Annotated in this window: 23 protein-coding genes; 12 read left to right on the top strand and 11 right to left on the bottom strand. The window is 62.8% G+C overall.

Annotated features, from left to right (window positions below):
• The first annotated feature begins 41 nt into the window (after positions 1–41).
• The 7 genes from QQL85_RS24405 to QQL85_RS24375 all read left to right on the top strand — a co-directional run bounded on the left by QQL85_RS24405 (position 42) and on the right by QQL85_RS24375 (position 8967).
• A complete protein-coding gene (locus tag QQL85_RS24405) occupies positions 42–1040 on the top strand; it encodes a phosphate ABC transporter substrate-binding protein PstS (RefSeq protein WP_086976579.1) in 999 nt (332 codons plus the stop codon).
• 139 nt (positions 1041–1179) lie between these two features.
• Positions 1180–3468 carry an ABC transporter permease subunit gene (locus tag QQL85_RS24400; RefSeq protein WP_284357022.1) on the top strand — a complete coding sequence of 763 codons (2289 nt, stop codon included), beginning with the start codon at positions 1180–1182 and terminating at the stop codon, positions 3466–3468.
• A gap of 71 nt (positions 3469–3539) precedes the next feature.
• Positions 3540–5156 (top strand): phosphate ABC transporter permease PstA, encoded by a 1617-nt coding sequence (gene pstA / locus QQL85_RS24395; protein ID WP_284357051.1) that lies wholly within the window; start codon positions 3540–3542, stop codon positions 5154–5156.
• 72 nt (positions 5157–5228) lie between these two features.
• Positions 5229–6062, top strand: a complete 834-nt coding sequence (pstB, locus tag QQL85_RS24390) for a phosphate ABC transporter ATP-binding protein PstB (protein ID WP_012274853.1) — start codon at positions 5229–5231, stop codon at positions 6060–6062.
• Between the two features lie 63 nt (positions 6063–6125).
• Entirely contained in the window at positions 6126–6896 is a 771-nt protein-coding gene (phoU, locus tag QQL85_RS24385) for a phosphate signaling complex protein PhoU (RefSeq protein ID WP_284357023.1), read from the top strand.
• Positions 6897–7059: 163 nt separating this feature from the next.
• Positions 7060–7956, top strand: coding sequence for a response regulator (locus QQL85_RS24380; protein WP_284357024.1), 897 nt, complete (start codon positions 7060–7062; stop codon positions 7954–7956).
• 114 nt (positions 7957–8070) lie between these two features.
• The gene (locus QQL85_RS24375) at positions 8071–8967 is read left to right on the top strand and encodes a peptidoglycan DD-metalloendopeptidase family protein (RefSeq protein WP_284357025.1); all 897 of its coding nucleotides are present in this window, start codon (positions 8071–8073) and stop codon (positions 8965–8967) included.
• Between the two features lie 12 nt (positions 8968–8979).
• On the opposite strand, the gene QQL85_RS24370 is transcribed toward QQL85_RS24375, so the two are convergent.
• The 3 genes from QQL85_RS24370 to phoB form a co-directional block, all read right to left on the bottom strand.
• On the bottom strand, positions 8980–10320 hold the full coding sequence (locus tag QQL85_RS24370) for a hemolysin family protein (RefSeq protein ID WP_284357026.1): 1341 nt from the start codon (positions 10318–10320) through the stop codon (positions 8980–8982).
• A 173-nt stretch (positions 10321–10493) separates the two neighbouring features.
• On the bottom strand, positions 10494–11801 hold the full coding sequence (gene phoR / locus QQL85_RS24365; protein WP_284357027.1) for a phosphate regulon sensor histidine kinase PhoR: 1308 nt from the start codon (positions 11799–11801) through the stop codon (positions 10494–10496).
• Positions 11802–11849: 48 nt separating this feature from the next.
• Positions 11850–12539, bottom strand: a complete 690-nt coding sequence (gene phoB / locus QQL85_RS24360; protein WP_003253341.1) for a phosphate regulon transcriptional regulator PhoB — start codon at positions 12537–12539, stop codon at positions 11850–11852.
• Between the two features lie 173 nt (positions 12540–12712).
• Between phoB and QQL85_RS24355 the strand changes: the two genes are divergently transcribed.
• Positions 12713–13084, top strand: coding sequence for a COG4315 family predicted lipoprotein (locus tag QQL85_RS24355; RefSeq protein WP_284357028.1), 372 nt, complete (start codon positions 12713–12715; stop codon positions 13082–13084).
• 107 nt (positions 13085–13191) lie between these two features.
• Here the strand turns inward: QQL85_RS24355 and ubiA are convergent, their stop codons facing one another.
• Both ubiA and QQL85_RS24345 read right to left on the bottom strand, forming a co-directional pair.
• Positions 13192–14082, bottom strand: coding sequence for a 4-hydroxybenzoate octaprenyltransferase (ubiA, locus tag QQL85_RS24350; protein ID WP_015272345.1), 891 nt, complete (start codon positions 14080–14082; stop codon positions 13192–13194).
• A complete protein-coding gene (locus QQL85_RS24345; RefSeq protein ID WP_284357029.1) occupies positions 14082–14639 on the bottom strand; it encodes a chorismate--pyruvate lyase family protein in 558 nt (185 codons plus the stop codon). Before QQL85_RS24345 ends, ubiA begins: the two co-directional genes overlap by 1 nt.
• 129 nt (positions 14640–14768) lie before the next feature.
• On the opposite strand from QQL85_RS24345, the gene QQL85_RS24340 reads away from it, so the two are divergent.
• The 4 genes from QQL85_RS24340 (at position 14769) to QQL85_RS24325 (ending at position 17112) form a co-directional block, all read left to right on the top strand.
• Positions 14769–14936, top strand: coding sequence for a rubredoxin (locus QQL85_RS24340; protein ID WP_003253349.1), 168 nt, complete (start codon positions 14769–14771; stop codon positions 14934–14936).
• A gap of 16 nt (positions 14937–14952) precedes the next feature.
• Positions 14953–16101, top strand: a complete 1149-nt coding sequence (locus QQL85_RS24335; protein WP_284357030.1) for an NAD(P)/FAD-dependent oxidoreductase — start codon at positions 14953–14955, stop codon at positions 16099–16101.
• A 187-nt stretch (positions 16102–16288) separates the two neighbouring features.
• Positions 16289–16588: an HU family DNA-binding protein gene (locus tag QQL85_RS24330; RefSeq protein WP_016712717.1), complete on the top strand. Its 300-nt coding sequence runs from the start codon at positions 16289–16291 to the stop codon at positions 16586–16588.
• 149 nt (positions 16589–16737) lie between these two features.
• Complete coding sequence (locus tag QQL85_RS24325) at positions 16738–17112, top strand: SCP2 sterol-binding domain-containing protein (RefSeq protein ID WP_134697394.1); 375 nt, start codon at positions 16738–16740, stop codon at positions 17110–17112.
• 34 nt (positions 17113–17146) lie between these two features.
• On the opposite strand, the gene QQL85_RS24320 is transcribed toward QQL85_RS24325, so the two are convergent.
• From QQL85_RS24320 to exbB, 6 genes are all read right to left on the bottom strand, one after another.
• Positions 17147–18550: an aminoacyl-tRNA deacylase and HDOD domain-containing protein gene (locus QQL85_RS24320; RefSeq protein ID WP_284357031.1), complete on the bottom strand. Its 1404-nt coding sequence runs from the start codon at positions 18548–18550 to the stop codon at positions 17147–17149.
• A gap of 78 nt (positions 18551–18628) precedes the next feature.
• Positions 18629–20707: an ATP-dependent DNA helicase RecG gene (recG, locus tag QQL85_RS24315; RefSeq protein WP_284357032.1), complete on the bottom strand. Its 2079-nt coding sequence runs from the start codon at positions 20705–20707 to the stop codon at positions 18629–18631.
• Between the two features lie 3 nt (positions 20708–20710).
• On the bottom strand, positions 20711–21637 hold the full coding sequence (locus tag QQL85_RS24310) for a hydrogen peroxide-inducible genes activator (protein ID WP_284357033.1): 927 nt from the start codon (positions 21635–21637) through the stop codon (positions 20711–20713).
• Between the two features lie 94 nt (positions 21638–21731).
• Positions 21732–22463 (bottom strand): energy transducer TonB, encoded by a 732-nt coding sequence (locus QQL85_RS24305; RefSeq protein WP_284357034.1) that lies wholly within the window; start codon positions 22461–22463, stop codon positions 21732–21734.
• Entirely contained in the window at positions 22460–22888 is a 429-nt protein-coding gene (gene exbD, locus QQL85_RS24300; RefSeq protein WP_003253367.1) for a TonB system transport protein ExbD, read from the bottom strand. The genes QQL85_RS24305 and exbD overlap by 4 nt, the downstream gene beginning before the upstream one ends.
• A gap of 3 nt (positions 22889–22891) precedes the next feature.
• Positions 22892–23890 (bottom strand): tonB-system energizer ExbB, encoded by a 999-nt coding sequence (gene exbB, locus QQL85_RS24295; RefSeq protein WP_284357035.1) that lies wholly within the window; start codon positions 23888–23890, stop codon positions 22892–22894.
• Between the last annotated feature and the right edge of the window lie 123 nt (positions 23891–24013).

The following is a 24013-nucleotide window of genomic DNA, read 5'->3' as shown; positions in this document are numbered from 1 at the left end:
CGTTCCATCCAACACCCCCATATTCCTGCTAGGAGCAAGGCATGAAACTGAAGCGTTTGATGGCGGCCCTCACCTTTGCCGCCGCTGGCGTTGCAACTGCCAACGCGGTAGCCGCTGTCGATCCTGCGATCCCGACCTACACCAAGACCACCGGTGTATCGGGCAACCTCTCCAGCGTTGGCTCCGACACCCTGGCGAACCTGATGACGCTGTGGGCCGAGGCCTACAAGAAGGAATATCCGAACGTAAACATCCAGATCCAGGCGGCCGGCTCCTCCACCGCGCCACCCGCGCTGACCGAAGGCACCGCCAACCTCGGCCCGATGAGCCGCAAGATGAAGGACGTCGAGCTGCAGGCCTTCGAGCAGAAGTACGGCTACAAGCCGACCGCCATCCCGGTCGCCGTCGACGCCTTGGCTGTGTTCGTGCACAAGGACAACCCGATCAAGGGCCTGACCATGGAGCAGGTCGACGCGGTCTTCTCCTCCACCCGCCTGTGCGGTGGCAAAGCAGACGTGAAAACCTGGGGCGACCTGGGTGTGACCGGCGACCTGGCCAACAAGCCAGTGCAGCTGTTTGGCCGTAACTCGGTATCGGGCACCTATGGCTACTTCAAGGAAGAAGCCCTGTGCAAAGGCGACTTCAAGCCTAACGTCAACGAACAGCCTGGCTCGGCTTCGGTCGTGCAGTCGATCAGCAGCTCGCTGAACGGCATCGGCTACTCGGGTATCGGCTACAAGACCGCCAGCGTCAAGACTGTTCCCCTGGCCAAGAAAGGCAGCACCGAGTACATCGAAGACAACGAAGAAAACGCCCTGAACGGCAAATACCCGCTGTCGCGCTTCCTCTACGTCTACGTCAACAAAGCCCCGAACAAGCCTCTGGCCCCGCTGGAAGCCGAGTTCGTCAAGCTGGTACTGTCGCAAGCTGGCCAGCAGGTCGTGGTGAAGGATGGCTACATCCCGCTGCCGGCCAAAGTCGTCGACAAGACCCTGGCTGACCTGGGCCTGTCGCACGCCGGTAACGTTGCAAAGAAGTAAGTAACTGAAGAAGAGGCGGGTGCTAATGCCCGGCCTCTTCCGCGAATTCTCAGTCCGAAGCCAGGCTCCCTGTGCGGCGGGCTTTCGTGCGTCACCATTTTGTAATGTTTTTGTCACACGGGACCGCTAGGGTGTGCGCATGAATGATCTGGCCAATTCCAACATGACCCAAAACTCCCAGCCCGTGCGCATTGATTTCAATACGCCCGAGTTGCAACGCAAGCGCCGCATGCGTGCGCTCAAGGACCGCCTGACCCGCTGGTATGTGCTGGTGGGCGGGCTTGCCGTTCTGGCGGCCATCACCCTGATCTTCTTCTACCTGGCCTATGTGGTGCTGCCACTGTTCCAGGGCGCCCATCTGACCAGCAAGCAAGCGCTGGCGCCGACCTGGCTGCAGCAGGATGCCGGCAAGCCGCTGATGATCGCGCTTGAAGAGCAGAACCTGGTGGGGATGCGTGTTTCGGACAAGGGCCAGGCATTGTTCTTCGATACCAAGACCGGTAACGAGCTCATGCGTGTCGACCTGCCCGTGCCGGCAGGCACCCAGGTCACTTCGATCAGTGCCGATCAGCCGGGCAGCCCGCTGGTGGTGCTGGGCTTGTCCAATGGTCAGGCGCTGGTGTTCCACCACACCTACAAGATCACCTACCCGGACAACAAGAAAACCATCACCCCTGGCATCGACTACCCGTACGGCGAGCAGCCGTTCGTACTCGACGAACAGGGCCGTGCGCTGGAGCACGTCAGCGTCAACGTCAATGGCGATACCCTGGTACTGGCCGGCTCCACCGGTGCGCATTTGCAGGTAGTCCAACTGACGCGCACGGAAAACATGATGACCGAAGAGGTCACCACCGAGCAGAACCGCATCGAACTGCCGCAAATGACCGAAGCGGTAAAGAACATCTTCATCGACCCGCGTCAGCAGTGGTTGTATGTGATCAACGGCCGCGCCACCGCTGACGTGTTCAGCCTGCGCGACAAGAGCCTAAATGGGCGCTACAAGCTGTCCGACAGCGCTGACATCGAAATTACCGCCACAGCCCAGCTGGTGGGTGGCATCTCGCTGATCATCGGGGACTCCAAAGGCGGCCTGGCCCAGTGGTTCATGGCCCGCGACCCGGACGGCGAGTCGCGCTTCAAGCAGATCCGCACCTTCCAGATGGGCAAGGCGCCTGTCGTGCAGATTGACGCCGAAGAGCGCCGCAAAGGCTTCATCGCCCTGGACGCAGACGGCAAGCTAGGCGTGTTCCACAGCACCGCGCACCGCACCCTGCTGGTCGAGCCGGCTGCCGAAGGCCCGGGCATCCTGGCCCTGTCGCCACGCGCCAACCGCATCATCATCGAAGAAGGCGGCAAACTGCTGCCCCTGAGCCTGCGCAACCCGCACCCGGAAGTGTCTTTCAGCGCGCTGTGGGGCAAGGTGTGGTACGAGAACTACGACGAGCCGAAATACGTCTGGCAATCGACTGCATCGAACACTGACTTCGAGCCCAAGCTGAGCCTGTCGCCGCTGACCTTCGGTACCCTGAAAGCCGCGTTCTACGCAATGATCCTGGCCGCCCCGCTGGCCATCGCCGCCGCCATCTACACCGCCTACTTCATGGCCCCAGGCATGCGCCGCAAGGTCAAGCCGGTGATCGAACTGATGGAAGCGATGCCGACGGTGATCCTCGGCTTCTTTGCCGGCCTGTTCCTGGCCCCGTACCTGGAAGGCCACCTGCCTGGTGTGTTCAGCCTGTTCCTGCTGATGCCGTTCGGCATCCTGCTGGCCGGCTTCACCTGGACCCGCCTGCCGGAGTCGATCCGCTTGCGTGTGCCGGATGGCTGGGAAGCGGCGATCCTGATCCCGGTCATCCTGTTCACCGGCTGGTTCGCCCTGACCATGAGCCCGCACCTGGAAAGCTGGTTCTTCGGCGGCGACATGCGCCTGTGGATCACCAACGACCTCGGCATCACCTATGACCAGCGCAACGCCTTGGTCGTGGGTATCGCCATGGGCTTCGCGGTCATTCCGAATATCTATTCCATTGCCGAAGACGCCGTGTTCAGCGTGCCGCGCAGCCTGACCCTGGGCTCCCTGGCCCTGGGTGCGACGCCCTGGCAGACCCTGACCCGCGTGGTCATCCTCACCGCCAGCCCGGGTATCTTCTCGGCGCTGATGATCGGCATGGGCCGTGCGGTGGGCGAGACCATGATCGTGCTGATGGCCACCGGCAACACCCCGGTGATGGAAATGAACCTGTTCGAGGGCATGCGCACCCTGGCCGCCAACGTGGCCGTGGAAATGCCGGAATCGGAAGTCGGCGGCAGCCACTATCGCGTGCTGTTCCTGGCCGCCCTGGTGCTGCTGATGTTCACGTTCGTCATGAACACCTTGGCCGAGCTGATTCGCCAGCGTCTGCGCAAGAAATACTCGTCGCTTTGATAGAAAGGTAGCGATCCGTGAAAAAGGATTCCCTCAAAGGCTGGTTCAAGAGCGGCGCCCCAGGCGTCTGGATGAGCGGCGGCGCAGTGGCCATGGCGGTGATCATGACCGTCGGCCTGCTGGCGGTGATTGCCGTGCGTGGCCTGGGCCACTTCTGGCCGGCCGATCTCGTCCAGGCCACCTACAAGGTGCCGGGCCAGGCTGACCACGTCGTCATCGGCGAAGTGGTGCAAAAGGAAGAAGTACCCCGTGCCCGCCTGAAGGGTGCCGGCCTGCCGGTACCGGACCAAGGGCCGGAGTTCATGACCCGCGAGCTGATCAAGGTGGGTAACCGCGACCTCAACGGCAGCGACTTCACCTGGGTGGTCGGCGACTGGCTGGTTGACGAAAAACGCCCGGCCGACCTGATCGCCCTGGAGCGCCGCGAGTGGGGCAACTTCTACGGCTACCTGGTCAGCGTCAAGGAAGAAGGCCGCGTGGTTGCCGAAGGCCCGGCTGCCTGGCACGAACTGCAGGCCCGTCTCAAGCGCGCCAACCAGCTCAACGGTGAGCTGCAGCAGCTGGAAAAAAAGGACATCGGTGCCATCAACCATGGCCTCGAGCGCCTGCGCCTGCAGGCCCGCAAGCTGGAGCTGGATGGCAAGCTGGACGCCGCTGCCCAGGCCGACATGGATGCCGACCGCGCCGAGCTGAACAGCCGCTACAAGGCTATCGAAGACCGCCTGACCGGCCTGCACCAGGCCTTCGCCCGCGACAGCCTGGTCGCCCGCGATGGCAACGGCCGTGAAGTGGAAATCAACCTGAGCAAGGTGGTACACGCCATCCAGCCGAACGGTATGTCTGGCTTCACCAAGTTGGGTACCTACTTTGCCAAGGTCTGGGAGTTCCTCAGCGACGACCCGCGTGAAGCCAACACCGAAGGCGGTATCTTCCCGGCCATTTTCGGCACCGTGATGATGACCCTGATCATGGCCGTGATCGTCACCCCGTTCGGCGTGCTGGCTGCGGTCTACCTGCGTGAGTACGCCAGGCAGGGGCCGGTGACGCGCCTGATCCGCATCGCCGTGAACAACCTGGCCGGCGTGCCGGCGATCGTCTACGGCGTGTTTGGCCTGGGCTTCTTCGTCTATGTGCTGGGTGGCTCGATCGACCGCCTGTTCTTCCCCGAAGCACTGCCGGCGCCTACCCTGGGTACCCCGGGCTTGCTGTGGGCATCGCTGACCCTGGCCCTGCTGGCCGTGCCGGTGGTGATCGTGGCCACCGAAGAAGGCCTGGCGCGCATTCCGCGCACCGTGCGCGAGGGCTCCCTGGCCTTGGGCGCGACCAAGGCCGAGACGCTGTGGAAGATTGTCTTGCCCATGGCCAGCCCGGCCATGATGACCGGCATGATCCTCGCCGTGGCCCGCGCCGCTGGCGAAGTGGCGCCGCTGATGCTGGTGGGTGTGGTGAAGCTGGCGCCGTCGTTGCCGGTGGACGGCAACTACCCGTACCTGCACCTGGACCAGAAGATCATGCACCTGGGCTTCCACATCTATGACGTCGGCTTCCAGAGCCCGAACGTCGAAGCCGCACGGCCGCTGGTATACGCCACGGCACTGCTGCTGGTGCTGGTGATCGCCTCCCTCAACCTCTCGGCGGTGTGGATCCGTAACCACCTGCGCGAGAAGTACAAGGCGCTCGACAGCTGAGCCTGATTGCAAGCGTGCCGCTGGTAAGCCCGGCGGCCCTTTGAAACGAATTGATAGCGTATGGAGTTGACCATGCAGCAAGATTCCCATACCCACGGCATCGACATGTCTGCCCTGGGTCGCAACAAGCAGAGCCTGCGCCTGGCTGAAGAGACCGTGGCCATCGAAGTGCCGGGTCTGAGCCTGTTCTACGGTGACAAGCAGGCATTGTTCGACGTCAGCATGAACATCCCCAAGCAGCGCGTGACCGCCTTCATTGGCCCGTCCGGCTGCGGCAAGTCGACCCTGCTGCGCACCTTCAACCGCATGAACGACCTGGTTGACGGCTGCCGCGTGGAAGGCGCCATCAACCTGTATGGCAACAACATCTACCGCAAGGGCGAAGACGTGGCCGAACTGCGCCGCCGTGTGGGCATGGTGTTCCAGAAGCCCAACCCCTTCCCCAAGACCATCTACGAGAACGTGGTCTACGGCCTGCGTATCCAGGGCATCAACAAGAAGCGTGTGCTCGACGAAGCCGTCGAGTGGGCGCTGAAGGGCGCGGCCCTCTGGGATGAGGTCAAGGACCGCCTGCACGAGTCGGCGCTGGGCCTGTCAGGTGGCCAGCAGCAGCGTCTGGTCATCGCCCGCACCATTGCCGTCGAGCCCGAAGTGCTGCTGCTCGACGAACCGTGCTCGGCACTGGACCCGATTTCGACCCTGAAGGTCGAAGAACTGATCTACGAATTGAAATCCAAGTACACCATCGTCATCGTGACCCACAACATGCAGCAGGCGGCCCGGGTTTCGGACTACACCGCGTTCATGTACATGGGCAAACTGGTCGAATTCGGGGATACCGACACCCTGTTCACCAACCCGGCGAAGAAGCAGACCGAAGACTACATCACCGGTCGCTACGGCTAAGCCTCGGCCGCCAGGGAACGACACGAACTACTTGAAGCTTGCAGCTTCTTCGCGGAGCGAACGATGATCAACAAAGAAAGCCTTACGCACCACATTTCCCAGCAGTTCAACGCCGAGCTCGAAGAGGTGCGCAGCCACCTGCTGGCCATGGGCGGGCTGGTGGAAAAGCAGGTCAACGACGCGGTCACCGCGCTGATCGAAGCCGATTCGGGCCTGGCCCAGCAAGTGCGCGAGGTTGACGAGCAGATCAACCAGATGGAGCGCAACATCGACGAGGAATGCCTGCGTATCCTCGCCCGGCGCCAGCCGGCGGCCTCCGACCTGCGTCTGATCATCAGCATTTCCAAGTCGGTGATCGACCTGGAACGCATCGGCGACGAATCGACCAAGATCGCCCGCCGCGCCATCCAGCTGTGCGAAGAAGGCGAGTCGCCGCGAGGTTACGTCGAGGTGCGCCATATCGGTGACCAGGTGCGTAACATGGTCCGTGATGCGCTGGACGCCTTTGCCCGCTTCGACGCCGACCTGGCGTTGTCGGTGGCCCAGTACGACAAAACCATCGACCGTGAATACAAAACCGCGTTGCGTGAGCTGGTGACCTACATGATGGAAGACCCGCGCTCTATTTCGCGGGTGCTGAGTGTGATCTGGGTGCTGCGCTCGCTGGAGCGTATTGGCGACCATGCGCGCAACATCTCCGAGCTGGTGATCTACCTGGTGCGCGGCACCGACGTGCGCCACATGGGCCTCAAGCGCATGACGGCAGAAGTGCAGGGCACTGCTGTCGTCGACGGCGAAAAGGCTAATGTTTCGGGCGAATCTGACGATAAGTAAGGTTGCTCCCGAGCATCGACGCCCGGCCTTGGCCGGGCGTTTTCGTTTGCGGTCGAGCGCCTGCAGGCACCCGCGAACGATGTGAAGAAGTCCCGGCGTGACCAGGTTGTAGCAAATGGCCATTATTTGGCAGTAGGCTAGTCGGGGTTCAGAAGGAGTATCGATGAGTAAAGTGAATGTGCTGGTCGTGGATGATGCGCCGTTTATCCGTGACCTGGTCCGCAAATGCCTGCGCAATGCTTTCCCGGGCATGGCCATTGACGACGCGGTCAACGGTCGCAAAGCCATGGCCATGCTGGACAAGGAAGCGTTCGACCTGGTCCTGTGCGACTGGGAAATGCCGGAAATGTCTGGCCTGGAACTGCTTACCTGGTGCCGCCAGCAGCCTGCGCTGAAAAACCTGCAGTTCATCATGGTGACCAGCCGTGGCGACAAGGAAAACGTCATCCAGGCGATCCAGGCGGGGGTTTCCGATTTTGTCGGCAAGCCGTTCACCAACGAGCAACTGCTGACCAAGGTAAAAAAGGCCCTGGCCAAGATCGGCAAGCTCGACAGCCTCATGGCCATCGGTCCGGCGCGGACCAACTCTGCATTCGCCAACGATTCGCTGAGTGCCCTGACAGGCGGCAAGCCAGACGCGGCCAAGGTAAAGGCTCCTGCACCCGCGCCGGCCGCCGCCAGGCCATTGGTCAGTGCACCCACGCCACCCGCCCCAGCACCGACAGGCCGTGGCCAAGGCCAGCTGCGCCTGGCCAGTGGTATGCAACCGTGCGTGATCAAGGCGCTGAGCCTGAAGGAGGCCCTGCTGGTGGTGCGCCGCAGCGAAACGCTACCACAGGTGCTGGAGGGGGCCGTGCTGGACCTGGAGCAGGGCGAAAGCGCCGAAGTCGCGCGCTTGAACGGCTATCTGCATGCGATCGCGGCATTGGAGCCCAAGCCTGACAGCGACTGGCTGCAGTTGACCTTCAAGTTCGTCGACCAGGACGCCCAGAAGCTCGATTACCTGTCGCGCTTGATTGCGCGTGGCACAGCGCAGAAGCATTTCACCCCTGGCGCTTGACGCCTAAGCAGGGGCAGCACAGTGCTGCTCCTGCGCCATCCGACCAACTGCAATACCCGCCGCAAAACCCGCTGCTAGGCTTCGAGACATCAAAACTGTCAAAAAGCCACTATCATGCCCACGCGCCTGCTGCTGTTCTGTGCATTGCTCATGGTCTCGGCGTCGAGCCTGGGTGTGACCCTCTACAAGATCACAGACGATTCCGGTGTGGTCTCCTATTCCGACCGGCCAGGCCCGGGCGCCAAGCCCTTGGTGCTGCGCGAGCCCATGGTCGAGACGCTGGAGGGCCAGGTGCTGTTGAACGCCAGGACCTTCGACGGTGGTGTGAGCTTTTCGGCGCGCAACGAGCTGCATGTACCCGTGGAGGTCGAGTTGCGACTGGACAATCTGGTGAACGCGCAAGGCGGCGATGCTCCGCGCATCGTGCGCCGCTTGCTGCCGCCGCGTACGACACAAATGCTCAGTGTGCTCCGGGGGCGCCCCGGGCTGCTGTTGAACTACCGCTCGACCCTGCTGCAGGCCATGGGTGACCCGGGCATGCGGCCACAGGGCTTCCGTTACGCATTCCCCTGGATTGGCGGGCCGTTCCGCGTCACTCAGGGCCCTAACGGGCGTGTCAGCCACTTTGGGCCAAAGGGGCGCTACGCCATGGACATCGCCATGCCTGAAGGCACCCCTATCATTGCGGCGCGCGAAGGCGTGGTGGTGAAGACGGAAAACACCCAGAGCGGGCGGGGAACCAACCCTTCAGGGAATTTCGTCAGGATCCTGCACCCGGACGGCACCATGGGCGTGTACTTGCACCTGATGCGCGGTTCAGTGGTGGTGGCGGAGGGGCAGCGGGTACGGCAGGGGCAGATGCTGGCCAAGTCGGGCAATACCGGCAACAGCACCGGGCCGCACCTGCATTTCGTGGTGCAGCGCAACGTGGGGCTGGCGCTGGAGTCGATACCTTACCGGTTCGACAGGCCGATCAGTGGGTTGCCGGATTTCACCGCCGGCAACCCTTGACCGATAGGGTCGTCAGTCCAGCTTCAGCACCTTGGCCAGCACGATTTTTGGCCCTTTCATCTTCTTGATGATGATGCGCAAGCCTTCGACCTCCAGCACTTCCTCTTCTTCAGGCACGCGCTTGAGCGTCTCATAAACCAACCCCGCCAAGGTTTCCGCTTCGATGTGGTCGAGGTCGATGCCCAGCAGGCGCTCGACCTTGAACAGCGGCGTATCACCGCGTACCAGCAATTTACCCGGCTGGTAGGCGAGGATGCCGCGCTCGGTCTTGCGGTGCTCGTCCTGGATATCGCCCACCAGCACTTCCAGCACGTCTTCCATGGTCAGGTAGCCGATTACCTTGCCGTCAGCTTCTTCCACCAACACGAAGTGCGCGCCACCCTTGCGGAACTGCTCCAGCAGTTGCGACAGCGGCATGTGCCGCGATACGCGCTCCAGCGGCCGGGCGAGGTCGTCCAGGTCGATGGCCTCGGGCAAGTGCTCCAGTTCGGCCAGCTCCAGCAGCAGGTCCTTGATGTGCAGCAGGCCGGTGAATTCCTCACGCTCGGCGTCATACACCGGGTAGCGGCTGAACTTGTGGCGGCGTACCAAGGCCAGGATCTGCTTCAGTGGCGCATGGGCGTCGATGCTGACCATGTCCTCACGCGAGTTGGCCCAGTCGACCACTTCCAGTTCGCCCATTTCCACCGCCGAGGCCAGCACACGCATGCCTTGGTCGCTTGGGTCCTGACCACGGCTGGAGTGCAAGATCAGCTTCAGCTCTTCACGGCTGTAGTGGTGCTCGTGGTGCGGGCCAGGCTCGCCCTGGCCGGCAATGCGCAGGATGGCGTTGGCGCTGGCATTGAGCAGGTAGATGGCCGGGTACATCGCCCAGTAGAACAGGTACAGCGGCACGGCGGTCCACAGCGACAGCAGCTCGGGCTTGCGGATCGCCCAGGACTTGGGTGCCAGCTCACCGACCACGATGTGCAGGTACGAGATGACGAAGAAGGCAACGAAGAACGAGATTGCCTTGATCAGTTCGGGCGAGTCGACGCCGAAGTACGCGAGCAGCGGCTCAAGCAGGTGGGCAAACGCCGGTTCGCCGACCCAGCCCAGGCCCAGGGAGGCGAGGGTGATGCCCAGCTGGCAGGCCGACAGGTAGGCGTCGAGCTGGTTGTGCACCTTGCGCAGGATATTGCCGCGCCAGCCATGCTGCTCGGCAATGGACTCTACGCGGGTGGCGCGCAGCTTGACCATGGCGAACTCGGCGGCAACGAAGAAACCGTTGAGCAGCACCAGCAGCAAGGCAAAGATGATCATGCCGAAGTCGGCGAATAACGAGGTGAGGCTGATACCAGGGGAAGGGTCCATGATGGAGTTTTTACGGGGTCCGTCTTAGAGATAGAGAGAAAAAAAGTGCCAGCTTTTGCTGGCACAGGGGATCCAATGTAGCGGCTGAAGCCGTAAAAGCAAAGGGCAGAGGATTCATCGGAGCCTCTGTGGGCGCAGGCATGCCCGCGAAGGGCTGCCTGGCAGACCCAATCTCAGCCTTTACCGTTGGCCAATTGTGCCGGTAAGAAATGACAGGTAAAGGTACTGCCATGCCCCGGCACGCTGCTGATTTCGAGCTTGCCACGGTGGCGCATCAGCACATGCTTGACGATCGCCAGCCCCAACCCGGTGCCGCCGGTATTCGACGCACGGCTGGAGTCCACCCGGTAGAAGCGCTCGGTCAGGCGTGGCAGGTGCTTGGCATCGATGCCCACTCCCGAGTCCTGCACCGACAAATGTGCACCCTGAGCATCGGCCCACCAGCGGATACGGATGGTGCCTTCGTCCTGGGTGTATTTGACCGCATTGAACACCAGGTTGGAAAAGGCGCTGCGCAGCTCCGACTCGCTGCCCTTCAGTTTCACGCCGGGCGCCGCCTCCAGGCTGATGCGCTGGTTGCGCGGCCCGGACAGGGCCTGGGCGTCATTCTTGATGGCGGCGAGCAGGGCATCGACCGCCACCGGCTGGTTGTCTGACGGGTAATCAGTGGCTTCCAGTTTGGCCAGCAGCAGCAGGTCGTTGAGCAGTGTTTGCATGCGTGAGCCTTGCTGGCTCATCTGCTGCAGGGCACGGCTCCAGCGTGGGTTCACGTCCTCGACGTTGTCCAGCAAGGTTTCCAGGTAGCCGGTGATAACCGTCAGCGGCGTGCGCAGCTCATGCGACACGTTGGCGACGAAGTCTTTGCGCATCTGCTCCAACTGGTGAATGCGGGTGACATCGCGCACCAGCATCAAGTGTTCGTTGTTGCCGTAGCGGGTGATGTGCAGCTGCACGCGCAGGCGGTCGTTGATGGGCGAGGGGATTTCCAGCGGTTCGAGGTAATTCTCCGCTTCGAAGTATTCCTTGAAGCGCGGGTGACGTACCAGGTTGGTTACCTGCTGGCCGCCGTCCTGTGGGGTCTTGAAGCCCAGCAGGGTCTCGGCGGCGCGGTTCCACCATTCCAGGTTGCCGTCGCTGTCGAGCATGATCACCGCGTCACGCAGCGCGGCGGTGGATTCCTGCACCCGGTCGATCACCGCCTGCAGGCGGCCACGCACGCGCTGGTCGCGGCGTTGCAGGTGATAGATGCTGTCGAACACCTCGCCCCACAGGCCATAGCCATCGGGCGGTGCTTCTTCGGGTTGATGATTGCGCAGCCAGTCATGCAGGCGCAGCAGTTGCTTGAGGGTCCAGCCCAGGTAGAGCGCCAGGCCGATGGCCAGGCTCCAGCCATAGTAGCCGCTGACCAGCCCACCGATCAGGCAGACGGTAATCAGCAACAGCAGGTGGCGAATCAGGGTCGCGTGCCAGTTCTGGTTCAATTGACGGTCCTTGTACAACAACGTGCAGCGTGGCGCTTTTGAACTCGATCAGCTCTTGGTCGAGAAGCGGTAGCCAGTGCCCCGGACGGTTTGTACCAGATTTTCGTAGGCTTCACCCAGCGCCTTGCGCAGGCGACGGATGTGCACGTCGACCGTGCGTTCCTCGACATAGACGTTGCCGCCCCATACCTGGTCCAGCAGCTGGCCTCGGGTGTAGGCGCGCTCCTGGTGGGTCATGAAGAACTGCAACAGCCGGTATTCGGTCGGGCCCATCTCGGCCGGCTTGCCGTCGATGGTGACGCGGTGGCTGATGGGGTCGAGCAGCAGGCCGCCGACTTCGATCGGTGCTTCGCTGTCGCTCGGGCCAGTGCGGCGTAGCACGGCTTTCAGGCGCGCCACCAGCTCACGCGGCGAGAACGGCTTAGTGATGTAGTCGTCAGCGCCCACTTCCAGGCCCTGGATCTTGTTGTCTTCTTCACCCTTGGCGGTGAGCATGATGATCGGGATGTCACCGGTCAGCTCGTCGCGCTTGAGGCGGCGGGCCAGCTCGATGCCGGAGGTGCCCGGCAGCATCCAGTCGAGCAGGATCAGGTCCGGTTTGCGGTCGACGATGATCGCGTGGGCCTGTTGGGAGTTTTCCGCTTCCAGGCAGTCATAGCCGGCCATTTCCAGGGCAACGGCGATCATCTCGCGAATGGGCGCTTCGTCGTCGACGATCAGAATGTTCCTGCCAACCATGCTCAAAACCTCTCCTGGATTCGGTGTCTTGGCCCGCATTAGATAACGGAATTATTGCAGCTGTGTGACAGGGTGTTGGCCGTTATGGCGACATTCCGTGACTGGACTAGGCTTCAAAGGGCCGCTGCGGCGGTTACCCGAACTTACCTCCCCCCGAAACAATGGTGAATCCAATGACACGACAAACGCTGAGCTGGATGGCCCTTTTCGCTGCGCTGGCGCTCCCGGGGGTGGCGTCGGCCCACCATGCCATGGAGAAGGACGGCATGTGGGTCGATCATGCCGGCATGACCCTGTATACCTTTGACAAGGATGCGGGTGGCAAGTCGATGTGCAATGGCGATTGCGCCACCAACTGGCCGCCGTTGATGGTCAAGAAAGAAGACGAAGCGCCCAAGGACAAATGGACCCATGTAACCCGTGACGACGGTTCGATGCAGTGGGCCTACGACGGCAAGCCGCTGTATACCTTCATCAAGGACAAGAAAGCCGGTGACATGACCGGTGATGGCGTGAAGGACGTCTGGCACGTCGCCAAGCCTTGAAGGTTGACGCATAACCCTGTGGGAGCGGGTTCACCCGCGAATGCGTCGCTGACTTCAGCATCGCATTCGCGGGTAAACCCGCTCCCACAGGGTCGGTGATCGGGCTGCTAGCGCAGTGCGTAATCCAGCACCACCCCGATAAACACCAGCATCCCCGCCCAGTGGTTGTGCAGAAACGCCTTGAAGCACGACTCCCGGTCCAGTTTGCGTGTCGACCAGTACTCCCAGGCAAAGCACGCCGCAGCCCCCAGCAGCCCCAGGTGGAACCAGCCCCCCAGCTCGAAGCGGCTACCCGCCAGCAACAGGCAGCCCAGCGATAGCAGTTGCAAGGTCAGGATGATGGTGCGGTCGGCGTCGCCGAACAGGATCGCAGTCGACTTCACGCCAATCTTCAGGTCGTCATCGCGGTCGACCATGGCGTAATAGGTGTCGTAACCCACCGTCCACAGCAAGTTGGCGATATACAGCAACCAGGCGCTGGCCGGTAGCTCGCCACCCGCTGCGGTGAAGGCCATGGGAATGCCCCAGGAATACGCTGCACCCAGCACCACCTGCGGGTAATAGGTATAGCGCTTCATGAACGGGTAGCAGAACGCCAACGCCACTGCGCCGAACGACAGCCATACCGTGCGGCTATTGGTGCACAACACCAGCAGGAAGCTGACCCCGACCAGGATGGCGAAGAGTGCCAGGGCCTCGCGTGGTCGAACCCGGCCACTGGCCAAGGGGCGGTCGGCGGTGCGCTTGACGTGGCCGTCCACCTTGCGGTCGGCAAAATCGTTGATGCAGCAGCCTGCAGCACGCATCAGCACCACGCCAAGGCCGAAGATCAGCACATTGGCCAGGGTCGGCGAACCGTTGCCGGCAATCCACACCGCCGACAAGGTTGGCCACAGCAGCAGGTAAATACCGATCGGCCGGTCCATGCGGCTGAGCTGGACGAAGTCCCAGGCCCGCGGGTGCAGGCGGTTGAGCGACTTGAGCAGTTGCAGGTACATCAGCGGTTCTCCTCCTTGGCCGCTTGCCACAGTGCCGGCAGGAACACTTCTGCCACCAGCAGGTCCAGGCCGCCACGCTCGAAGCGTGAACGGCGCCCCCACAGTGCGTCATGAGCGGCCTCGGTCGGCAGCCAGGCCTGTGGATAACTGCACACTTCAATCGGGTGGCGAATGAACGCCTGGTCGCAGAACAGCAACTCGCCCAACGAGCGGCTGCCGAGGGTTTCAAGGTCCAGCCCGCCGCGCTCCAGCGCGCTGCGGCTGGCGACGCTGCGGGCGAATACCCAAGGTTGGCCATGGCCGCGCAGGTACACCTCGCGCACCCAGCCTTCGGCGCCGGTGGCAATGCCCAGCGCCTGGCATTCATCATCGCGAAGCGGCTGCCAGCCCTCGAATAGCGGGGTGACGGAGAAGTGGTCATTGGACAGGCGGGTCAGGCGGCGGGTCAGCGAACCCTCGTCGAACAGCCAGTCAAGGGTGAGCTGGTCGATACCGGTCGCCAGCTGTGAATACGGCAGCCACGCGACAGCGGCTGCTTGCGGGGATTCGTACGACACGTCGGTCTGCTTGTTACAACCAGAGAGGCGGCGAGCTTAGCATGATTGCCCCGACTGCTTGCATAATGGCTGAAACAGGGCCAAAGACCCGCCTAATAAAGCCTGAGTTCTACCAAGGAAAAAGACCTGATGAAGAAGTGGCAATGTATTGTCTGCGGCCTGATCTACGACGAAGCCGAAGGCTGGCCTGACGACGGCATCGCCCCCGGCACCCGTTGGGAAGACGTGCCTGAAGACTGGCTGTGCCCCGACTGCGGCGTCGGCAAGAGCGACTTTGAAATGATCTCCATCGGCTAATCGAGGAAAGCACGACATGACGTCCCCCGTGGTAATCATCGGTACCGGCCTTGCGGGCTACAACCTGGCGCGTGAATTTCGCAAGCTCGATGCGCAGACGCCGTTGCTGCTGATCACCGCCGACGACGGTCGTTCCTATTCCAAGCCCATGCTCTCCATGGGTTTTGCCAAGCAGAAGGACGCCGACGGTCTGGTCATGGCCGAGCCAGGTGCAATGGCCGAGCAATTGAACGCCGAGATCCGCACCCACACCCGCATCAGCGGCATCGACCCGGGCCACAAACGCCTGTGGATCGGCGAAGAGGCCGTTGAATACCGCGAGCTGGTGCTGGCCTGGGGCGCCCAGACCGTGCAGGTGCCGATCGAAGGCGATGCGGGTGAATGGGTCTTCCCGATCAATGACCTGGAAGACTACGCCCGCTTCCGTGCCGCCGCTGTTGGCAAACAGCGTGTGCTGATCCTCGGCGCGGGCCTGATCGGCTGCGAATTTGCCAATGACATGAGCGTGGGTGGCTTCCAGGTGGACGTGGTCGCACCGTGCGAACAAGTGATGCCAACCCTCCTGCACCCGGCCGCGGCGGCGGCGGTGCAAGCGGGCCTGGAAAACCTGGGCGTGCGTTTCCATCTGGGCCCGGTGCTGAACCGACTGCAGCAGGTGGCCAACGGCCTGGAGGCGCACCTGTCCGATGGCAGCGTGATCGCCTGCGACCTGGTGGTTTCGGCCATCGGCTTGCGCCCACGCATTGACCTGGCTGCCGCAGCCGGCTTGCAGACCAACCGTGGCGTCAGCGTAGACCGCGAGCTACGGACATCCCACGCCAACATCTTCGCCCTCGGCGACTGTGCCGAAGTCGATGGCATCAACCTGCTTTATGTGATGCCGCTGATGAGTTGCGCCCGCGCGCTGGCGCAAACCCTGGCCGGCAAGCCGACGGCGGTTGCCTACGGGCCGATGCCGATCACCGTGAAAACCCCGGCCTGCCCGCTGGTGGTTTCGCCGCCTCCCCAGGGCCACGAAGGCACTTGGCGGGTGGAGGGGCAGGGCAGTGACCTGAAGGTGCTCTGCCACGGCGCTGACGGCAACTTGTTGAGCTATGCCCTGACTGGGGCAGCCGTGATGGAGAAGCTGGCGCTGAATCGTCTGTTGCCGCCGGTGATGGCGTAAATAGCGGGTGTTCTGTCGGTTTTATCCTGTTGTTGCTTGCACAATGGCCGCGCAGATACTGGCGCGGCCCCGGAGCTCGTGCCATTCTCACTTCCGTCTGCCGCAGATTAGAGCCTGCGGTGCCTTGAGCGCTGCTCCCAAAGGCAGCACGGCATAACAACAAGAATTCCGTCAAAGAGGCTTCACTATGCGCAAACCAGAACTCGCCGCCGTCATCGCCGATAAGGCCGATCTGACCAAGGAAAAGGCCAATCAGGTTTTGAACGCGATTCTCGACAGCATCACCGGCGCCCTGGACAAGGACACCGTGACCCTGGTCGGTTTCGGCACTTTCGAAAAACGTCATCGCGGCGCGCGTACCGGCAAGAACCCGCAAACCGGCGAGCCGGTCAAGATCAAAGCCAGCAACACCGTGGCCTTCAAGCCAGGCAAGAACCTGCGCGACAGTGTCAACGCCCCCGTCAAGCCGGCCAAGAAAGGCAAGTGATCGCTCCCTGACAACCCCCAGTGTCAGTCAAGCGGGCGCCCCAGGGCGCCCGTTGTGCTTTCTGCAGGCAAAATGTTTCGAACTTGCATAAATAGTTCTGTAAAAGGATAAACTGCGCGCCTTAGTCATTTTTAATTCGAGGCGCGTTGATGAAGTTCCGCTTTCTTCTCTGGGCCATGGGGCTGTTGATGGCCAGGGCCAGCCGCAACAACCCGGCATTCCAGCAGCAGCTCAAAGGCAAGGACCTGGTGTTCCAGATGCAGACGCTGGACGGCAAGGTCGCTCGGCACTTCATCGTCAATAACGAGCGCATCAGCAGCAAGGGCGGCGCGCACCCACAGCCGGCCTTCGCCATTGCCTTCAAGGACGCGGCCTATGGCTTCGCCACGATGCAGGCGGGCAACAAGCAATTGGCATTCATGCAGGGGATTCAGGAAAAGCACATCCAGATCAAGGGCAATCCGGCGCTGGTGATGTGGTTCCAGGGATTGATGAAGTACCTGAAACCGAAAAAGAAAGGCTGAAATTGCCGGGGCCGCAAAAGCGGCCCCAATGGTCTTAATGCGGTGCGTGGAACTGCGAAGCCAGTTCGCGCAACAGGTTCTCGGCCTCGAGCACCTTGTTCACCACATCCTCCGCCTTGTCGCGTGTAATGCCCAGGCGCTCCAGCAGCTCTTCAGGAATCTCTTCCTGCGGCCCCGAGCCAATCCCCCGCGAGCGCAACAGGCGGGTCGCCAGGCACACCAGGTTGGGGAACGCCGAATACTCGCCGTCGTAGGCCGGGTCGTGCTGGAAGCGCAGCGCGGTCGACAGCTCTTCGGGCATGTCCCACAGCTTCATCAGCCACGCGCCGATCTGTTCGCGGCTGATGCCCAGCAAGTGCTGTTCCACATAGGTGTGGTTCAGGTGCGGGTTGACCTCCAGGTGGCGGCAGATCAGCGAGAAGTGTGGCGGGAACACATGCGCCAGCAGCAGGTAGCCGAAGTTGTGCAGCAGCCCGGCCAGGTAGGTCAGCCCGGCTTCGGGGCGTTCTTCCCGAGGCATGGCGCGGGTCAGGCCTTCGATGATCGCGGCGGTGTAGATCGACTGCTGCCAGTACGGCGTGGCCTGCTGCGGGTGGTCTTTTGGCAGGCTCAAGGTCTTGCCCAGCGCCAGGCCCAGGGCCAGGTTGATCACCAGGTCGAAGCCCAGTACGCGCACGATGGCATCTTCCACCGAGCGGATCTTGCCCGGTGAGGCGTAATAGGGCGATGCCGCCCAACTCACCACCTGCGCAGCCAGCGCCGGGTCGGTTTCGACCACGCCAGTGATGTCATCGATGCTGGCGTTGGGGTCTACCCGCAGCTTGATGATCTTCTGCGCGGTGTCGGCCAGCGGAGGGATCTCGATGGTTTCTTCCAGGCGCTTCTGGATGCGTCGGGCAGTGAAGGCCTGGACGGCATTGGTGATTTCCCGGGTGTCGTCATGGGGGCGGTCGAGGTTGGGGCTGATGGCCTCGACCTCTTGGCCGAAGCTGCTGGCGCTGGCCTTGGCCAGCATGCGCTTGAAGTGCGCGCGCTCAATCTTCAGCAGCAGGCCGGCTTCGCCAGACTGGATGTACACGGTCTCGGCGTCGAGCAGGCTCTTCTCGTACTGGCACGGTGAGCTGGTCAGCGCGGGAATGCCGGGCAGGGCCTTGAGTTGGTGCTTGTCGAGCATTTGCTTGAGGCGCGGCACCGACACGGCGGTCAGCTTGCGCCCGGTCAGCTCGGCCAGGCGGTTGAGGTCCAGCAGTTGGCTCTGCGGGAACAGCACCATGAGGGCGCCGACCTCGTCGTCGAGAAGCACCGCCTGCACCCGCGAAGCCGCAGGCAGGTGCGGGTGCTCGACCACCTCGTGGTAGGCGATGCCGACCTTGTCGAGCAGCAGCCTGATAACAGAGGGGGTGTGTGGGGTTGCGGTGTCCAGGGCAACTTCAGTCATGGTCCGTATCCACTGATTCTTTTAAACGCGAAGTATAACCAGCCTGCGAGCAAATCTGGATCCATTCTGGGACTGGCGTCACACTTGGCCATATTGCTGGCCATGACGCAGCCAGCGGTCGAGCAGCGGGCTGACGTGTTCCGGCCAGCGCGCGATCAGGGCCTGGGCGGCGTCGCGCACCGCTGGCAGCAGGTCGGCATCACGCATCAAGTCGGCGACCTTGAACTGTAGCAGGCCGGTTTGGCGAGTCCCCAGCATTTCGCCCGGACCGCGCAGCTCCAGGTCCTTCTCGGCGATGATGAAGCCGTCGTTGGTTTCGCGCATGATCCCCAGGCGCTCGCGGCCGATCTGCGACAGCGGTGGGTGGTACAGCAGCACGCAATGGCTCACGGCACTGCCCCGGCCAACTCGGCCCCGCAGCTGGTGCAACTGGGCCAGGCCCAGGCGTTCAGGGTTTTCGATGATCATCAGGCTGGCGTTGGGCACGTCCACGCCGACTTCGATGACGGTGGTCGCGACCAGCAGCTGTAATTCACCCGCCTTGAACTGCGCCATGATTTCGGCTTTTTCCGCAGGCTTCATGCGACCGTGGATCAGGCCCACACGCAGCTCGCCCAAGGCGCTGCCAAGTTCTTCATAGGTGCTTTCGGCTGCCTGGCAGGTCAGCTCTTCAGACTCTTCGATGAGGGTGCAAACCCAGTAAGCCTGACGCCCCTCGGCGCAGGCGGCGCGTACCCGTTCGACCACTTCGAAGCGGCGGCTATCGGCTACCAGCACGGTGTTTACCGGGGTGCGCCCAGGCGGCAGCTCGTCGAGCACCGAGGTGTCCAGGTCGGCGTAGGCGCTCATGGCCAGGGTACGCGGAATAGGTGTGGCGGTCATGATCAACTGGTGCGGGCACAGCTCGCCGGCCACGCCCTTCTTGCGCAGGGCCAGGCGTTGCTGCACGCCAAAACGGTGCTGTTCGTCGATGATCGCAAGAGCCAGGTGCTTGAACTTCACCTCTTCCTGGAACAGCGCGTGGGTGCCGACCACCATCGGTGCGCCGTTGGCAATCTGCTCCAGGGACGCTGCCCGGGCCTTGCCCTTGAGCTTGCCGGCCAGCCAGGCCACTTCGATGCCCAGCGGTTCGAGCCAGCGCTTGAAGGTGATGTAGTGCTGTTCGGCGAGAATCTCGGTGGGCGCCATCAGCGCTACCTGGTAGCCGGCTTCCAGCCCTTGCAGTGCTGCCAGGGCGGCAACCACGGTCTTGCCGGCACCCACATCGCCCTGCACCAGGCGCATCATCGGCTCATGCTGGCTGAGGTCGTAGGCAATTTCGTTGGCCACCCGCTGCTGGGCGCCGGTCGGCTGGAAGCCCAGGTTGGCCAGGTACTGCGCCTGCAGGCGCGTGGCCTTGGGCAGTATCGGCGCGCGCAGGCTGCGAAGGCTTTCGCGCAGGCGTTGCTGCGACAGCTGGTGGGTCAGCAGCTCTTCGAAGGCCAGGCGGTGCTGGGCCCAGTGCTGGCCTTCGGCAAGCTCGTCAAGGTCGGCGTCGGCAGGCGGGTTGTGCAGGTAGCGGATGGCATCGTCCAGCGGTGCCAGTTGGTAGTCCCGGGCCAGCTCGTCAGGTAGCCAGTCGGGCAGGCTACGCGGGCCGAGCAGGCCCAGGCTCTGCTGGCACAACAGGCGCAGGCGTTGCTGGGTAAGGCCTTCTGTGGACGGGTAAATCGGCGTCAGGGTCTGCTCGACCGGGGGCGGCGGCTCGTCGCCATTCAGCGCACGGTACTCCGGGTGGTAAATTTCCAGTCCCGAGGCGCCGGGGCGGGCTTCGCCGTAGCAGCGCAGGTGGGTGCCACGTTTGAGTCCTTCCTTCTGCGCGTTGCTGAAGTGATAGAAGCGCAGGCTCAGCACGCCACTGCCATCTCCCAGGCGCACCACCAGGCTACGTCGCTTGCCCATGGTCACGTCGGCACCACTGACCACGCCCTCGATCACGGCATCCTGGCCGGGGCGCAATTGGCCAATCGGCACAACGCGGGTACGGTCTTGATAACGCAGGGGCAGGTGGAACAGCACGTCCTGCAGGTTCTCCAGGCCGACCTTGGCGAGCTTTTCCGCCATGGCCTCGCCAACGCCCTTGAGTACCGTGACCGGGACCTTCGACAGCTCACTCATGACTCAGGCCGGTTGTTCCGTGGGGGCTTTGGCAACCGAGCACAGGCGGATCGAGTCGGCGAGGATCTCGATCGCCTTAGGCCGCGGGAAGCTGGCGCGCCAGGCGATGGCCACCGTGCGGAACGGTGCCGGTGCGGTCAGCGGGCGAACTTCGATCACGCCAGGGGCGTAGTGATGGCTGTGCACCGCCGACAGCGGCAGGATCGACACGCCAAGGCCCGAGGCCACCATGTGGCGAATGGTTTCCAGCGAGCTGGACTCGACCGTGGTGTGCCTGGAACCTTCACCCCCCTTGTTCAGGGTCGGGCAGGCCTCCAGTACCTGGTCGCGGAAGCAGTGGCCTTCACCGAGCAGCAACAGGCTCTTGTCGTTGAGCATGGCGGTGTCGATGGTCTTTTTCGCCGTCCACGGGTGGTCGGCCGGCATCAGCGCGCAGAACGGCTCATCGTACAGCGGCAGGGTCAGCACGTCGGCTTCGTTGAACGGCAGGGCGATGATCACCGCGTCCAGCTCGCCGTTGCGCAGTTTTTCGCGCAGTACATGGGTGAAGTTTTCTTCGATGTACAGCGGCATCTGCGGCGCTACACGGTGCAGTTGCGGAATCAGGTGCGGGAACAGGTAGGGGCCGACGGTGTAGATGGCACCGACCTTGAGCGGGGCGGTCAGCTGGTTTTTGCCGGCCTGGGCCAGTTCGCGAATGCCTTGGGCCTGCTCCAGCACCTTCTGCGCCTGGGCGACGATGCTTTCACCGACCGGGGTCAGGCGTACCGCGCTTTTGCTGCGCTCGAAGATCAGAACGCCAAGCTCGTCCTCGAGCTTCTTCACACCGACCGACAGGGTCGGCTGGCTCACGTGGCAGCGTTCGGCGGCATGGCCGAAGTGCTGTTCCTGGGCGAGTGTGACGATGTAGCGTAATTCTGTGAGGGTCATAACGTGCGTCCATGAAGTTGCGGGCCCAGCATAGCGGCTGCAATCGATAGACGCACGTTATCAGACTTGCCGATTTGTGACAGAAACAAAAGTCTCAGCGGCGGTCCAACGAGTAGACGAACGGTGCCACGACTTCGATCGTGCCATTGTTCAGCAACTCGGGTGGCGGCTTGGGTACCGTGCCGGCCCGACGGATCATTTCCAGGGTCGCCCGGTCCAGTGCAGCACTGCCCGAACCACCGGCCATGGCGTACGACACGACCTTGCCTTCGGCGTCCACCACGAAGCGCAGGCGGTTGATGCCTTGCAGGCCCCGACGGCGCGCGTCTTCCGGGTAACGCTTGTACTTGGCCAGGTGGCGCAGCAGGTCGCTCTGCCAGGTTGGCAAGGCGTTGCTGTTGGACGCAATGCTCGGTGCCGGTGCCGCCGATTTCTGCGGTGGCGTGTTGCTGGGCGGTGCGTCTACCGTTTGCTCGGTCGGCGGTGCTTCCGTCGGCGGCTCTGGTTTTTTCTCAGGCTTGGGCGGCTGGGGCTTGGCCTTCGGCTTGGGCGGCTTGTGGACGGCGATCTTGGGTTTTGGCGCTTCCACCAGTTTCGGCAATGGCAGTTCTTCAACCGGTGCCGGTGGCTGTGGAGCCGCTTTCGGTGGCGGTGGTGGCGCAGGCTCCGGCAACGGTGCCAGCTCGACCATCATCGCTGCCGGGGGCAGCTCGATGGCCTGGGGCACCGACCAGTTCAGCGTCAGCAGCACGGCGACCACGTGCACGCCCAGCACGATCGCCAGGCTGCCACCGTAGCGCGCCATGTTTGAGCGCGGTTTCGTCATTTCTTGGCTGCCGTCTCGAGACCTACCAGACCGACCTTGAGGTAGCCGGCCGCGCGCATGTTGTTCATCACTTCCATCAGGTCACCGTAATCCACGCCTTTGTCGGCCTGGAAGAAGATGGTGGTTTCCTTGTCACCCTTGGTCTTGGCATCGAGCATCGGGCCAAGCTGGTCGGGCGCAGCAACCTGATCGTCGCCGACGTACAGCTTCTGGTCGGCCTTGACGCTGACGAACACCGGCTTCTCGGGCCTCGGTGCCGGTTTGGCGGTCGAGGCTGGCAGGTCGACCTTGATGTCGACCGTGGCCAAGGGGGCTGCGACCATGAAGATGATCAGCAGCACCAACATCACGTCGATGAACGGCGTTACGTTGATTTCGTGGTTTTCGGCGAGGTCGTCGCCACCTTCATTAAGATGCAGGCCCATGGCTTACCCCACTTTCACCATGTGCGGGGCGGCGCGCTCGCTGCCTTGGTGGTCCAGGTCACGGCTGACCAGCAGCAGAACCTGAGCGGAGGCGTCGGACACCTGAGCCTTGTAGCCAGCGATGGAGCGGGCGAAGACGTTATAGATGACCACGGCCGGGATTGCAGCGACCAGGCCCAGGGCGGTGGCCAGCAGGGCTTCGGCAATACCGGGGGCAACCACGGCCAGGTTGGTGGTCTGGGTCTTGGCGATGCCGATGAAGCTGTTCATGATGCCCCATACAGTACCGAACAGACCAACGAACGGTGCGGTGGAACCGATGGTTGCCAGTACGCCGGTGCCGCTGCTCATGGTACGGCCGCTGGCATGCACCAGGCGCTCCAGGCGGAAGCTGACGCGCTCCTTGATGCCTTCTTTTTCGCGGGCGTTGGCCGACAGGCGCATTTCTTCGAGGGCGTCGTGTACCAAGGTGTGGGCCAGGGTGCCTTCCTTGTTGGAGACTTCGCTGGCTTCTTTCAGGGTGGTGGACTTCTTCAGCTGGGCGATTTCACCACGCAGGCGACGTTTGGCGCCCATCAGCTCGAAGCCTTTGGCGATCCAGATGGTCCAGGTGATGATGGAGGCGATGGCCAGGCCGATCATGACGATCTTCACCACGATGTCGGCGTTCTTGTACATGCCCCATGGGGACAGGTCGTGGGCCATGCCCAGCGAGGTGTCTTCAACCAGTGCGTCGGTGGCGGGATCAACCACTACCTGCGAACCTGCCGGGGCGGCAGCCTGTGCTTCACCCCCGGTTGCCTGGCCTTCCACGGCGGGTGCTGCCGGGGCGGTTGGAGCAGCTGGCGCAGCCGCAGCGGTAGCAGCGGCCGGTGTGGCGGCATTGGCGGTTGGCTCATCGGCCATGGCCACCGGGGCCAGCACCAGGCTGAGTGTCAGCGCGGCGATGGCGCGCCAGGCGCGCGACGGGGTTGGCGAAGCGGAAGGTTGAGTACGTGTCATGCTGGCCGGACCTGATGAAGAAAAAAGTGAACGTTCTCCAAGGCCTCGAGGTAGGCCGAGAACAAATTGGTCGCCATTATTGCAAGTAATTCTTGTTAACAAAAGTAATCTTGTTGCTTTTTT

The sequence above is a fragment of the Pseudomonas putida genome, from assembly GCF_030159595.1.
Classification (GTDB): domain Bacteria; phylum Pseudomonadota; class Gammaproteobacteria; order Pseudomonadales; family Pseudomonadaceae; genus Aquipseudomonas; species Aquipseudomonas putida_AC.
The sequence above is the reverse complement of the archived record's forward strand: the minus strand, read 5'-3'. Positions and strand labels throughout refer to the sequence as shown.